The sequence below is a fragment of the Micromonospora sp. NPDC047812 genome, assembly GCF_040704175.1.
Classification (GTDB): Bacteria; Actinomycetota; Actinomycetes; order Mycobacteriales; family Micromonosporaceae; genus Micromonospora.
In genome coordinates, this window is the sequence record NZ_JBEYRY010000004.1 from 309,281 (window position 1) to 322,856 (window position 13,576).

A 13,576-nucleotide genomic window follows, 5' to 3' on the forward strand; every position below is an offset into this window, starting at 1 on the left:
GCGAGTCAGTGATGGAGTAATTACCGCTAGTTATACGGCCAGGTTGATGCCCATGCGGCTGGCAAGCGACCGCAGTTCGTCAGGAACAGCCCGACGCTTCGCCCGCTGCGACAGCGCGACCACTGCGTCCCGGGCGAGGGGGTTCAGCACGAACGGGACCGGCGCCGCCCGCTCGGCCTGCACGAACGCCGCCAACGCCTCGGCGTCCCGGCGGCCGTTGTCCGCAAAGGCACGGCCGAGGTCGAGCCAGTAGGACAGCTGACGAGTCGACGCCATAAGAAGTTGTGGGCGCACTCGCCGGGAGAGCTCGATCACGCGGCCAGCCTCACCCTGCTCCGCCGCGATGGACATCTCCCAGAGCCCCACGTTTGTCGGCCCGAAACAGCAGCCGTTGAAGCCGGCCCCGTCGGACGGATCCCCGAGGCTCCCAGCCTCCCGCCCTGCCTCGGTCAGGTGATCGCGGGCGACATCCGGACGACCGCTCACCGTGGAGGTCAACGCGGCCGAAAGATGCAGCTGACCCAGCATCTGCCGGACCCGGGTGTCGGCGGCGTGAGCCTGAAGTTCCGCCAGTGAACGGTCCGCCGCTCTCGCGGCGAGCGGCGCGGACTCGATCGGCAGACTCTGCACGTAGGCGAACCGGGCTGCCCCGGTCCATGCCGGGTCTCCCACGTCCTCCGCAGCCGACACAGCGACCCGGGCCGCGTTGAGGGCCAGATGCCGGTATCCGAGATGCCGGAGGCACGTCGAGGCCTGGTAGGCCACTTGGGCGAGCACGACGCCCCCGGCGGCCGCAGCCTCCAACAGCAGGCCGGGGAGCAGACGGGCCATAGCCGGATAGTTGCAGCTGGTGCGGAGTTGATCGCTGCGGGCGATCTCAGCGGCAAGCTGCTCCCTCGTGCAGGTCGACGAACGGCGCTCGCCGTCCTCGATCTCGATCAGGGCGGACCAGATCGCCGGTACACATTCGGCGGCACCGTCGCGGGCAGGATCGCCAGGCTCGGTGCCCTGCCCGAGCAGGTCGGCCACCGTGACCTGAAGGGCGGCGGCGAGGGCGACCAGTGTGGAGCGTCGGTCGATGGTCTTCCGACCGGACTCGACCTGGGATACGTAGGACTGGCTGACACCCGCGAGCCCAGCAAGAACGGCCTGTGTCATACCTCCGCGACGCATCCGCCAGTACCGGATCCTCGCACCGATGGTGTCGGCATTCTTGACCATGGTTTCGTCTGCTTCCCAGGTAGACGGCTGGGGCAATGACTATCAGCTTTCGCCGATTACGTCCCAGTCGGACCGTACACGTCTACACCCCTTTGAGTAACACCGCGAGGTCGCGCGGCCTCCAGCCACTCTGTCGTCCCCCGGCCAGAAAGCCGAGGCGATGATCCGATGGGCGGTGACCAGCGGCACGGTCCGCCGCGTGAGCCACGGCAGTCCCGCGCGTCGTCGACAAAGCCTGGCCCTCCACAAAGCCCGGCCCTGGAAGACGGCCACAAGGCATGACCTGCCCCCTCGCCCATCACGTCGCCAACAACAGCGCTGGCTTGCTGCTAACCTGCCGGGCTGCTGACACGACGATTCGGTGATCGGAACACCTTTGCCGTTGAAGTTGGTGAGGCCCTGTCCCCCAGCCTTCGCGTCGTCGACCTTTGGGCCGCAGGCAAACGGCTCACAACCGACGACAACGTGGTCTACGTGCCGTCCCTCTGCCACTACATGCTGGCAGCCGCCGCGCGAGTGCGGCAGCGCGACGTTCCGCCCTGCCCATCCCGGAACGTCCGCCCGAGGAGGTCTTCCGGCGCCTTGAGGCGGACGATACAGACCTCCGCGAGCAGCACTGGTTCATGCGCTGGAGCGAAATCGTCGACAACGTGTCCTGCTATTCATACCTATGCGACAATCTGGTGATCGGCTTTGCGTTCTAACGGGCCGCGCATCCTTTTCCTGATGACCTGGGCAAATTCTTCATCGCCAGGGTCCTCCCAGACGACTTCGCCGCCACTTTGGAACAAGCAGTGGACCTGTTGAACGCCGAGCCGGTCGGCTAGACAAGCGCCGCCGATGCCTGCTGCGACGTGGTCTGCTTGCCCACGTTGCGGTCCTCGCCCCGTCCGTGGCCGTACGCGGCCGGTCGGGTCGCCGTTGGGGTTGCCATCGGTGACGTCGTTGCGATCCTCGCCCGGTCCGTGAACCGGAGCGCAGCCCTTCCCTACCAGGAGATCTATGGACTCCGCTGCACAGCCGGAAGGCGCCGCAGCCTCTTTCTGCCAAGCTCCACACGGCAGATCCTAGAGTCGGTGCCGGTGACCATGAAGCTGGATGCCGCCTCCGCGTGTGGCACTTGCTATGTCACCCGTCGGTCGTAGGCTCGCCGGCATGACGAAAATGGAGACCCACACCCTTGCCGCGCCCGGCGTCGACCTGGTCTACGACGTGCGCAGTCCGCTGTCGGCCTCCGGTGACCACCGCACGCTACTCATGATCGGCCAGCCGATGACGGCGGAGGGCTTCAACGCGCTCGCCGCCCACTTCACCGACCGGACGGTCGTCACCTACGACCCGCGCGGCCTGGGCCGCAGCGTCCGCAGCGACGGCCGGTCGGACCACACGCCGCAGCAGCAGGCGGCCGACCTGCACCTGCTGATCGAGGCGCTCGGCGGCGGCCCGGTCGACGTGTTCGCCAGCAGCGGCGGCGCGGTGACCGCGCTGGAGCTGGTCGCGGCCCACTCCGGCGACGTCGCCACGCTGGTGGCGCACGAGCCGCCGATCAACGCCGTGCTCCCCGACGCGGCGGCGGCCGAGCGCGCGCAGGCCGCCGTCCACGAGGCTTACCAGGCGAAGGGCCAGGGCGCGGGCATGGCCGCGTTCATCGCGATGACGTCCTGGCAGGGCGAGTACACCGACGCCTACTTCGACCAGCCGACGCCCGACCCGGCGGCGTTCGGCCTGCCGACCGAGGACGACGGCTCCCGCGACGACCCGCTGCTGTCGAAGGCCTCCCAGGCGGTCATCGACTACCGGCCCGACGCGCAGGCTCTCACGGCCGCGCCGACCCGGATCGTGATCGCGGTCGGCGAGGAGACGGCGGGGACGTACACGGCCCGTACGGCCGTCGCCACCGCTGCGCTGCTCGGCCAGGAGGCCGTGGTGTTCCCGAGCCACCACGGCGGCTTCCTCGGCGGCGAGTTCGGCTACGCGGGCAAGCCCGCCGAGTTCGCGGCCACGCTGCGCGAGGTGCTGGACGCCGGCTGACCACCACCGGCGGGGGCGGGCCGATCGCCGCCGGCAGCGGCACCACTGCCGGCGGCGAAGCGACGCCGAGCGCCGTCAGAGCGCCACGATCGCCGCCGACTCCGCCGGCAGCTCGATGCGGTCGCGCATCACCGTGACCCCCTCCCCCGTCGCGAGCAGCACCCGGCGCGCCACCCCCGGCAGCGTGATCCGCTGCGGCTTCGCGGCCAGGTTCGCCGCCACCAGCGTCCCGCCGCGCCGCATCACCAGGAACTGGTCGCCGGGGCGTACGTCCACGGCGTGCAGCCTCGGGTCGGACAGGTCGGCCCGGCTCTTGCGCAGCGCGATGAGCCGCTTGTGGAACTCGTACATCTCGCGGTGTTCGGGTTTGTCCAGCTCGGCCCAGTCGAGCCGGGAGCGGACGAAGGTCTGCGGGTCCTGCGGGTCCGGCACGTCGCCCTCCGGCCAGCCGTGCGCGGCGAACTCCCGCTTGCGGCCGGTGGCGACGGCGGTCGCCAGCTCCGGCTCGGGGTGGCTGGTGAAGAACTGCCACGGGGTGCTGGCCGCCCACTCCTCCCCCATGAACAGCATCGGGGTGAACGGGGCGGTGAACAGCAGCGTCGCGCCGACGCGCAGCAGCCCCGGGGAGAGGGTCGCGGAGATCCGGTCGCCCGTGGCCCGGTTGCCGATCTGGTCGTGGTTCTGCAGGTACGCGACGAACCGGTGGCCTGGGGTGCGCTGCCGGTCCACGGGCCGGCCGTGGTGACGGTTGCGGAAGCTGGACCAGGTGCCGGCGTGGAAGAACCCGCCGGTCAGCACGTCGGTGAGGCATTCGAGCGAGCCGAAGTCGCCGTAATAGCCCTGCCGCTCGCCGGTGAGCAGGGTGTGCAGGGCGTGGTGGGCGTCGTCGTTCCACTGGGCGTGCAGGCCGAAGCCGCCGGCCTCGCGGGGCGTGATCAGCGTGGGGTCGTTGAGGTCGGACTCGGCGATCAGCGACAGCGGCCGGCCGAGGTGGGTGGAGAGCGCCTCGACCTCGACGGCCACCTCCTCCAGCAGGTGGGTGGCGCGCGAGTCGGGCATGGCGTGCACGGCGTCGAGGCGCAGCCCGTCGACGTGGTAGTCGCGCAGCCACATCAGCACGCTGTCGACGATGTAGCGGCGCACGCCGTCGGAGTGCGGGCCGTCGAGGTTGACGGTGCGGCCCCAGGTGTTGCTCTGCTCGGTGAGGTACGGCGCGAACATCGGCGCGTAGGCCCCGGAGGGCCCGAAATGGTTGTAGACGACGTCGAGGATCACCCCCAGGCCCCTGGCGTGGGCGGCGTCGACCAGCCGTTTCAGGCCGTCCGGCCCGCCGTAGGACTGGTGCGGGGCATACCAGCAGACGCCGTCGTAGCCCCAGTTGTGCTCGCCGTTGAAGGCGTTGACCGGCAGCAGCTCGATCATGTCGACGCCGAGGTCGACCAGGTGGTCGAGGCGGCCGATGGCGGCGTCGAAGGTGCCCTCGGGGGTGAACGTGCCGACGTGCAGCTCGTAGAGGACGGCGCCGGGCAGCTGCCGGCCGGACCAGGCCTGGTCGGTCCACTCGAACGCCGCGTGGTCGTAGCGCCGGCTCGGCCCGTGCACGCCCGCCGGCTGCCAGGCCGACCGGGGGTCGGGCAGCGCCCGCTCGTCGTCGTCGAGCAGGAAGGCGTAGTCGGTGCCGGGGCCGGCGGCGGGCACCTCGACCCGCCACCAGCCGTCCGGGCCGGCGCGCATCTCGTGGTCGGCGACGCCCGGCAGGCGCAGCCGGACGCGGGCGGCCTCCGGCGCCCACACCGTGAACTCGGTCATGACGAAGCCTCCACGGACTCGGTGGTGGGAGCCAGCAGCGCGACGGGATAGGTGGCCAGCAGGTCGGCCAGGGGGGTCTGCCCGCCACTGTAGGACCGGCCCGTGAACAGGTCGGTCACCTCGTGAACGGGGAGTGACAGGGTGGTGTCGCCCCAGCCGCCGGCGCGGGCCAGGCCGAGCGGCAGCCGGGTGGCGACCGCGACAGCGCCGCCCCGGTCGAAGGCGAGCGCGTGCCGGCCGGCGCGCCCGTGGGCCGGCACCGGCCGGTAGCCGCCGAACAGCTCCGGGCGGTCGCGGCGCAGCCGCAGGGTCCGCGACACCACGAGCAGCTTCGCCGCGCCGCCGGCGTCGACCGGCGGGGGCGGGCCGGCGTCGAGGCGGGCCAGCAGCTCCCGGCGTACGGCGAAGTCGACCGGGCGGCGGTTGTCGGGGTCCACCAGCGAGTTGTCCCACAGCTCGGTGCCCTGGTAGGTGTCGGGCACCCCGGGCATGGCGAGCTGCACGAGCTTCTGCCCGAGCGAGTTGGACCAACCGGCGGGGGCGATCTCGTCGGCGAAGGCGGTCAGCTCGGCGTGCAGCTGCGGGTCGTCGTACATCGCGTCGACCACGTCGTGCATGGCCCGCTCGAAGACCGGGTCGGGGTCGGCCCAGCTCGTGGCGGCCGACGCCTCCCGGGCGGCCTTCTCGGCGTACGCGTGCAGCCGCTCCCGCTCGATCGGCCAGGCGCCCACGGCGGTCTGCCACAGCAGGTGCGCGAAGGCCGGGTCGGGCAGCGGCGCGCGGGCCGTCCACCGGGCGACGAGGTCGGCCCAGCGCCCCGGCAGCTCGCTGAGGACGGCGAGGCGGGCCCGCACGTCCTCGGAGCGCTTGGTGTCGTGGGTGGAGAGCGTGGTCATGCTCGCCGGCCAGCGCACCTGCCGGGCGGCGGCGAAGCGGTGGAACTCGGCCGGCGGCACGCCGAAGTGCGCGGGGCTGCCGCCGACCTCGTTGAGCGCGACGAAGCGGCTCCACCGGTAGAAGGCGGTGTCCTCCACCCCCTTGGCCATGACCGCGCCGGTGAACTGCGGGAAGCGCTTCGCCAGCTCGTCGTCCGGGTCGCGCAGCCGGCGGGTGAGCGCGTCCAGCGCGCCGGTCAGGTCGGGGCGGCGGCGGCCGGCCTCGGCGCGGGCGGCGGCCAGGTGCCGGGCGCCCTCCGGCGGATAGCCCCGGTAGACGGCGAAGGCGGCGGCCAGCTCGGCCAGCGCCGCCCGCGCGGTGTCGTGCTCGACGTCGGGGGCGAGCGCGGCGAGGCGGGTCAGCTCGGCCGACAGCAGCCGGGTGGCCGCGGCGAGCTTGGTGTCGTGGGTGAGGTCCTGCCAGGAGGTGTGCCGGCCGACGAGGTGGGTGTCCAGGGCGGTGAAGTCGCCCTCCGCGTCGGGGTCGACGAAGAGCCCGCAGACGGCGGCGAGGGCGTCGTAGCCGGTGGTGCCGTCCACCGGCCAGTCCGGCAGCTCCTCGCCGTACTCCAGGATCTTCTCCACCACCAGCCACGCGTCGGGCGCGGCGGCGCGCAGCCGGGCCAGGTAGGCCGAGGGGTCGCGCAGCCCGTCCGGGTGGTCGACGCGGATGCCGTCGACCTCGCCGGCCGCCGCCCACCGCAGGACCTGCTCGTGGGTGGCGGCGAAGACCTCCGGGTCCTCCACCCGCAGCCCGGCCAGGTCCGAGACGGCGAAGAACCGGCGGTACGTGAGTTCGGTGTCGCCGCGCCGCCAGGAGACCAGCTCGTAGTGCTGCCGGTCGTGCACCTCGCGGGGGGTGCCGTCGCCGGTGCCGTCGGCGACCGGGAAGCGGTGCTCGTGGTAGCGCAGCTCCCCGTCGGCGAGCTTGAGGTCGTCGAGGGCGTCCGGGGAGTCGGCCAGCACCGGCAGCAGCAGCCGACCCCGGTCCCAGTCGACGTCGAACCAGGCCGCGTACGCCGAGTCCCGGCCCCGGCGCAGCACGTCCCACCAGGCGGGGTTCGCGGCGGGCACGGCCACCCCGGCGTGGTTGGGCACGATGTCGACGACCAGCCCGAGCCCGGCGGCGCGCAGCGCCCGCAGCAGCCGCTGCCGGGCCGCCTCGCCGCCCAGCTCGGGGTTGACGGCGCGGTGGTCGACCACGTCGTAGCCGTGCGCCGAGCCGGGGGTGGCGGTGAGCAGGGGCGCGCTGTAGAGGTGGGTGACGCCGAGGCCGGCCAGGTAGTCGGCCAGCTCGGCGGTGGTGTCCAGGTCGAAGCCGGGGCGGACCTGCACCCGGTAGGTGGCGCCCACCCGGGGCGCGTCGGGTCGAGGGGTGGTCGACATGTCAGGCCTTCCTCTCCAGCACCACCACGCACCGGTCGGGCACGCAGAGGGTGCCGCCCGCCTCGACCACCGTGGTCTTCTCCGGTTCCGGTTCCGCGGTGCTGATCACCAGTTCCCAGCGCTGCCCGAACTCGGGGCCGGGCACGGTGAAGTCCAGTGGGGCGTCGTGCGCGTTGAAGCAGAGCAGGAAGGAGGCGTCCACGTGGCGCTGGCCGTACGGGCCGCGTTCGCGGATGCCCTCGCCGTTGACGAAGAGCGCGACGGCGCGGCCGAAGTCGTTGCCCCAGTCCTCGCCGGTCATCTCCCGCCCGTCGGGGGTGTACCAGGCCAGGTCCGGCAGGGGCTCGTCGACCAGCCGGGAGCGCACCGGCAGGCCGGTGAAGAAGCGCCGCCGGCGGAACACCTGGTGGCGGCGGCGGAAGTCGACCAGCTTGCGGGTGAACTCCAGCAGCTCGGTGTCGGCGTCGTCCCAGTCGACCCAGGCCAGCTCGCTGTCCTGGCAGTAGGCGTTGTTGTTGCCGCGCTGGGTGCGGCCCAGCTCGTCGCCGTGGCCGATCATCGGCACGCCCTGCGACAGCACCAGGGTGGCCAGGAAGTTGCGCCGCTGCCGGGCCCGCAGGGCGCGTACGGCCCCGTCGTCGGTGTCGCCCTCGACGCCGCAGTTCCAGGACCGGTTGTGGCTCTCGCCGTCGCGGTTCTCCTCGCCGTTGGCCTCGTTGTGCTTGTCGTTGTACGACACCAGGTCGCGCAGTGTGAACCCGTCGTGGCAGGTGACGAAGTTGATGCTGTGGAACGGGCGGCGCCCGTCGTCCTGGTAGAGGTCGGCGGAGCCGGAGATGCGGGAGGCGAACTCGGCGAGGGTGGCCGGCTCGCCGCGCCAGAAGTCGCGCACGGTGTCGCGGTACTTGCCGTTCCACTCGGTCCACACCGGCGGGAAGTTGCCCACCTGGTAGCCGCCCGGCCCGACGTCCCACGGCTCGGCGATCAGCTTGACCTGGCTGACCACCGGGTCCTGCTGCACCACCTCGAAGAAGGTGGAGAGGCGGTCGACCTCGTAGAACTCCCGGGCGAGGGTGGCGGCGAGGTCGAAGCGGAACCCGTCGACGTGCATCTCGGTCACCCAGTACCGCAGCGAGTCCATGATCAGCTGGAGCGAGTGGGGGCTGCGGACGTTGAGGCTGTTGCCGGTGCCGGTGTAGTCGACGTAGTAGCGGCGGTCCTCCTCGCTGAGCCGGTAGTAGCTGGCGTTGTCGACGCCCTTGAAGCTCAGCGTCGGGCCGAGGTGGTTGCCCTCGGCGGTGTGGTTGTAGACCACGTCGAGGATGACCTCGATGCCGGCGGCGTGCAGCGCCTTGACCATGCCCCGGAACTCCTGCACCTGCTGGCCGAGGTGCCCGAGCGCCGAGTAGCCGTGGTGCGGGGCGAAGAAGCCGATGGTGTTGTAGCCCCAGTAGTTGCGCAGCCCCAGGTCGATCAGCCGGTGGTCGTGCACGAACTGGTGCACCGGCATCAGCTCGATGGCGGTCACGCCGAGCTTCGTCAGGTGCTCGATCATCGGCGGGGAGGCGATGCCGGCGTACGTGCCGCGCAGCTCGTCGGGGATGTCCGGGTGGCGCATCGTCAGGCCGCGCACGTGCGCCTCGTAGATCACCGAGTGGTGGTAGGGGATGCGGGGCGGGGAGTCGTTGCCCCAGTCGAAGTACGGGTTCACCACCACCGACTTCGGCATGAACGGCGCCGAGTCGGTGGTGTTCATCCGCTCCGGGTCGCCGTGCTCGTAGTCGTAGACGGCCGGGTCCCAGCGCACGTCGCCGTCGACCGCCTTGGCGTACGGGTCGATCAGCAGCTTGGCCGGGTTGCACCGCACCCCGTTCGCCGGGTCGTACGGCCCGTGCACGCGGTAGCCGTAGCGCTGCCCCGGCTCGATGCCGGGGATGTACGCGTGCCAGACGTACGCGTCGACCTCACGCAGCTCGACCCGCCGCTCCGCCCCGGTGTCCCACTCGTCGAACAGGCACAGCTCGATCCGCTCGGCCACCTCGGAGAAGATGGCGAAGTTGGTGCCCATCCCGTCGTAGGTGGCCCCCAGGGGGTACCGCTCACCCGGCCAGACCTGCATGTCGCTCCCTATGCGCAAGATCATGAGCGCGCACCGCACCATGAGCGCACCACACGGCGGGGCCGGTGGCGCGCGTGCGGGTATTGCCCCGCGCGTTCCGCCGTCAATCCACCCGATCGGTGGATGACCGGAATGCACCCGACTGATAGCGGGTGGACGTTTCGACGCGCCCGGTCACCGTGGCCCCGCTGTCGGGTCCGGAACGGATCATGCTGCGGTCACGATCTTGCGTCCGCACTGGTCAAGTCGATGATCGTCGGCAAGACTCGCATGATCCGGCGGTGACGAGGTCCGGGGGGATGTGCGTGCGGGTGCTCCTGGTCGAAGACGACCTACGCGTGGCGTCTGCCCTCGGCAAGGCGCTGCGCCGCCGGGGACACGAGGTGGTGTCGGCGCTGACGGCCGCCGAGGCGGTCCGCGCCGGCGCCGTCGACCTGGTCCTGCTGGACCTCAACCTGCCCGACGGCGACGGCCTGGAGGTGTGCCGGCGGCTGCGGCAGGCCGACGAGGACGTCGCCATCATCGCGGTCACCGCCCGCGCCGAGGAGCACGACCGGGTGGCCGGCCTGCGGGCCGGCGCCGACGACTACGTCGTCAAGCCGTTCTCGATGGTGGAGTTGCAGGCCCGCATCGAGGCGGTGATGCGTCGTACCGCCCGCAGCGTCCGGAGCACGAGCGAGCTGCGGGTCGGCAGGCTGCGCATCGACGTGCACGCCCGGCAGGTCTGGCTGGGCGAGCGGGAGGTCGGCCTGGCCCGCAAGGAGTTCGACCTGCTGGTGGCGCTGGCCCGGCAGGCCGGCACGGTGGTGCCCCGGGACCGGTTGCAGCTGGACGTCTGGCAGACCACCTGGGGCACCCGGCACAACCTCGACGTCCACGTCGCGGCCCTGCGGGGCAAGCTCGACGACGCCGGCCTGGTCGAGACCGTACGCGGCGTCGGCTACCGGCTGCGCGCGGGCTGACGACCGCCGGTGAGCGGCCGGGCGACCGGCGTGCCGGCCGCCGCGGTCCTGATCGCGGCGGCGTCGCGCATCCGGCCGGTGACCGGCCCGGAAATCTCAGGTGATCCTCAAGAATCGCAGGTTGTGCGCCTACGGTGGGCCGACTGCGGGTGTGCTGGGCGCACCCAGCCATCCCTCCTGTTTGGAGATCCCTTTGAGATACAGACGGACAACGGCCGGTGTGTTCTCCGCGCTGCTCGCCGCCGCCCTCGTGGCGACGGCGGTTCCCGCTCAGGCGCAGGGGCGGCCGAGCGCGGCCCTGCAGCAGGCGGAGCCGAACCAGGTGCAGGGCCTCACGGTCGTGCAGGGCGACGGGTACGCCACGTTGGCGTGGACCCGGGTGGAAGGGGCCACCGACTACCAGATCGAGCGGACCCCGCTCGCCGCGGACGGCACACCCGGCACGCCGGTGATCGTCGGCGTGTGGCGCCCGAACCGGCAGGTCAACAACGACGAGCCGACCTTCGCCGATGCCGGCTTCGCCCCGGGCAACGGCTTCCAGTGGCGGGTGCGGGCCCGCCTCGGCACCGAGGCCCAGCCCTACTCGGCGCCGGTCAGCGGCACCACCCGCGGCCACTGGGGCGACCCGGGCACTCCGGGCGAGAACCTGCGCACCCAGTGGGAGGAGACGCTGGGCGCGCAGTACACCAGCGACGTCAACGAGTACGCGTACACCGCCGCGCTCGACGGGGCCAGCGACCGGGTCCGCGTGGTGGAGATCGGCCGTACGGTGCAGAACCGGCCGATCAACATGCTGGTCATCGGCTACCCCCGGCCGGCGGCGACGCCCGAGGCGGTGGCCGCGACCAACCCGCTGATGGTCAACTGCAACGTGCACGGCAACGAGCCGGGCGACCGCGAGGCCTGCCTGATCATGGCCCGGCAGCTCGCCTTCACCAAGGACGCCAGGACCCTCGACCTGCTGTCGAAGACCACCATGCTGATCGTCCCGACGCTCAACGGCGACGGCCGGGCGGCCAACACCCGGGGCAACTCCACCGGTCAGGACCTCAACCGGGACCACTCGCTGATCCGCCAGCCGGAGACCCACGCGCTGGCCGAGATGGTCCGCGACTACCGGCCGATCGCCGGTTACGACGGCCACGAGTACGGCAACGCCAACACCGGTGACCTGCCGATGCTGCCGCCGCGGCACCAGAACGTGGCGCAGGGCATCTTCGACGAGTCGCAGAAGATGATCGAGGGTCACATGTACTCGCAGGGCGCCCGGGACGGCTGGTGGGCCTGCCCGTACGGGTGCACCGCCGGAGCCACCGTGGGCCTGAGCGAGGAGACCATCCTGCGCAACACCCTCGGTCTGAAGAACGTGGTCAACTCCCTGCTGGAGCTGCGCAGCTCCGGCGGCCCGACGCGGCCCGACGAGTCCAACACCGCCAACAACCGCCGGCGCAAGACCTACTCCGCGCTGTGGACGTTCACCGAGTTCCTGCGCTACCACGGCGCCAGCGTCCAGGCCATCACGAAGGCCCGCGCCGAGGCGATCACGTCGCAGTCCGCCAACGAGGGACGGATCGTGTTCCGGGGCTCCCGCGAGATCGAGGCGTACCCGGCCCCGCACCCGGGTGAGGCCCCGCCGCCCGCGGACGCCCCCACGCCGGAGCGGATCCTCGAACAGCCGCCGTGCGCCTACCGGCTGACCGAGCAGCAGTACCACGGCGAGCGCACCGACGGCCCGACCGGCCAGCGCACCACCGTGGCCCAGCGGCTCGCCGCCCACGGCTGGAAGGTGATCAAGGTCGGCGACAGTTACCTGGTGCCGCTGTCCCAGCCGCAGCGGGGCCTGATCCCGCTGCTGCTCGACGAGCAGGCCGTCGAGGGCCTGGTCGCCGGCGAGCGGGTCGCCCCCACCCTGACCGGCACCCGCAACGGCCCGCTGGTCGTCTCCGGCGTCGCCTGCCTGGACGGGGCCACCGTCCGGGGTCCGGTCCAGGTGCGCCCCGGCGCCGCGCTGATCGTCAACGGCAGCTCGATCGACGGTCCCGTCGACGCCAACGGCGCCGCCGGGTTCGTCCTGACCGACAGCCGGGTCAACGGCCCGGTGCGCGCCACCGGCACCCAGGGCCCGGTCGTCCTGGTCGGCAACCAGGTGACCGGCCCGGTCGGCGTGGTCGGCAGCGGGGTCGTCGCCCCGCTGGTGGCCGGCAACACCGTCAACGGCCCGCTGACCTGCACCGGCAACTCCCCCGCCCCGACGAACATGGAGGTCGCCAACTCCGTGAGTGGTCCGAAGTTCAGCCAGTGCGCCCAGCTGTGACCTGCTGAGTCCCGCCCGAGGTGCCGGCAGGTCGGCCCACCGCCGACCTGCCGGCGCCTCCCGTACCGGTTCTGGAGTGGAGAGAGCGTGTCCGAGACCCTCATCCCCGGCCCCGCGTCCCGGGCCGCCCGCCGCCGACGGGCGGTGGCCGGGGCGGCCCTGGCCCTCCTGGTCGCGGCGACCGGATGCACCAACTCGCCGGAGCGGCCCGCCACGGCGGAGCGCACCGGCGACAGCACACCGGTCGCGGTCACCGGACCGCTGTGCGACGTGCTGCCCTCGGGGACCGAGCCGGGCAGCCCGGGCTCGCTGGTGGACCGGTCCCCCGCCCAGGCCCTGACCTGGATTCCCGTGCTCACCACGTTCGAGGCGGCGGTGCGGGCCACCGGGATGGCCGAGGAGCTGTCCGCCGCCGGCGGGCTCACCATCCTCGCCCCGACCGACGACGCCTTCCGGACCAAGTTCTCCACCGCCAACGTGGACCAGCTGCTGCTCAAGGACACCGCGACGCTGCGGGGGCTGCTGAGGGAGCACCTGGTCGCCGGGGCTCGCCCGGTGGCCGACCTGGCGTCCGCCGGCACCGTCACCACCCTGGCGGGCACCACCCTCGCCGTCACCCCGGCCGGGTCGGGGGTTCGGCTGGCCGACCGGGCCCAGACGGTCTGCGCCGACTACCTGGCGACCGGCGCGCGGATCCACGTGATCGACAAGGTGCTCGGCGACCTGCCGGACACCGCCCACGAGGAGGAGCACCACCACTGAGCGGGCCCGACGACGCCGGCCGCCGACCCGTTTCGCG

Annotated in this window: 8 protein-coding genes; 4 read left to right on the top strand and 4 right to left on the bottom strand. The window is 72.2% G+C overall.

The annotated features are described in order from the left end of the window. Window positions 1-30 precede the first annotated feature (30 nt). Window positions 31-1,221, bottom strand: coding sequence for a helix-turn-helix transcriptional regulator (locus tag AB0883_RS19250; RefSeq protein ID WP_366642513.1), 1,191 nt, complete (start codon window positions 1,219-1,221; stop codon window positions 31-33). Between the two features lie 1,155 nt (window positions 1,222-2,376). Here AB0883_RS19250 and AB0883_RS19255 point away from each other — a divergent pair. Then, the gene (locus tag AB0883_RS19255) at window positions 2,377-3,252 is read left to right on the top strand and encodes an alpha/beta hydrolase (RefSeq protein WP_366642514.1); all 876 of its coding nucleotides are present in this window, start codon (window positions 2,377-2,379) and stop codon (window positions 3,250-3,252) included. A 75-nt stretch (window positions 3,253-3,327) separates the two neighbouring features. On the opposite strand, the gene treZ is transcribed toward AB0883_RS19255, so the two are convergent. Genes treZ through glgX form a run of 3 tightly spaced genes read right to left on the bottom strand, consistent with a single transcriptional unit; the run spans window position 3,328 to window position 9,501 of the window. Next, window positions 3,328-5,061, bottom strand: a complete 1,734-nt coding sequence (gene treZ / locus AB0883_RS19260) for a malto-oligosyltrehalose trehalohydrolase (protein ID WP_366642515.1) — start codon at window positions 5,059-5,061, stop codon at window positions 3,328-3,330. Further along, on the bottom strand, window positions 5,058-7,382 hold the full coding sequence (gene treY, locus AB0883_RS19265) for a malto-oligosyltrehalose synthase (RefSeq protein ID WP_366642516.1): 2,325 nt from the start codon (window positions 7,380-7,382) through the stop codon (window positions 5,058-5,060). Before treY ends, treZ begins: the two co-directional genes overlap by 4 nt. A gap of 1 nt (window position 7,383) precedes the next feature. Further along, entirely contained in the window at window positions 7,384-9,501 is a 2,118-nt protein-coding gene (gene glgX, locus AB0883_RS19270) for a glycogen debranching protein GlgX (protein ID WP_366642517.1), read from the bottom strand. Between the two features lie 299 nt (window positions 9,502-9,800). On the opposite strand from glgX, the gene AB0883_RS19275 reads away from it, so the two are divergent. The 3 genes from AB0883_RS19275 (at window position 9,801) to AB0883_RS19285 (ending at window position 13,539) form a co-directional block, all read left to right on the top strand. Then, the gene (locus AB0883_RS19275) at window positions 9,801-10,463 is read left to right on the top strand and encodes a response regulator transcription factor (protein WP_199729305.1); all 663 of its coding nucleotides are present in this window, start codon (window positions 9,801-9,803) and stop codon (window positions 10,461-10,463) included. 193 nt (window positions 10,464-10,656) lie between these two features. Continuing rightward, on the top strand, window positions 10,657-12,777 hold the full coding sequence (locus tag AB0883_RS19280) for a M14 family metallocarboxypeptidase (protein ID WP_366642518.1): 2,121 nt from the start codon (window positions 10,657-10,659) through the stop codon (window positions 12,775-12,777). 87 nt (window positions 12,778-12,864) lie between these two features. After that, window positions 12,865-13,539: a fasciclin domain-containing protein gene (locus AB0883_RS19285; protein WP_366642519.1), complete on the top strand. Its 675-nt coding sequence runs from the start codon at window positions 12,865-12,867 to the stop codon at window positions 13,537-13,539. Window positions 13,540-13,576 lie beyond the last annotated feature (37 nt).

Excerpts from the sequence above, each read along its gene's own strand:
- AB0883_RS19250 (WP_366642513.1), bottom strand. The coding sequence starts at position 1,221 with ATGGTCAAGAATGCCGACACCATCGGTGCGAGGATCCGGTACTGGCGG.
- AB0883_RS19255 (WP_366642514.1), top strand. The coding sequence starts at position 2,377 with ATGACGAAAATGGAGACCCACACCCTTGCCGCGCCCGGCGTCGACCTG.
- treZ (WP_366642515.1), bottom strand. The coding sequence starts at position 5,061 with ATGACCGAGTTCACGGTGTGGGCGCCGGAGGCCGCCCGCGTCCGGCTG.
- treY (WP_366642516.1), bottom strand. The coding sequence starts at position 7,382 with ATGTCGACCACCCCTCGACCCGACGCGCCCCGGGTGGGCGCCACCTAC.
- glgX (WP_366642517.1), bottom strand. The coding sequence starts at position 9,501 with ATGCAGGTCTGGCCGGGTGAGCGGTACCCCCTGGGGGCCACCTACGAC.
- AB0883_RS19275 (WP_199729305.1), top strand. The coding sequence starts at position 9,801 with ATGTGCGTGCGGGTGCTCCTGGTCGAAGACGACCTACGCGTGGCGTCT.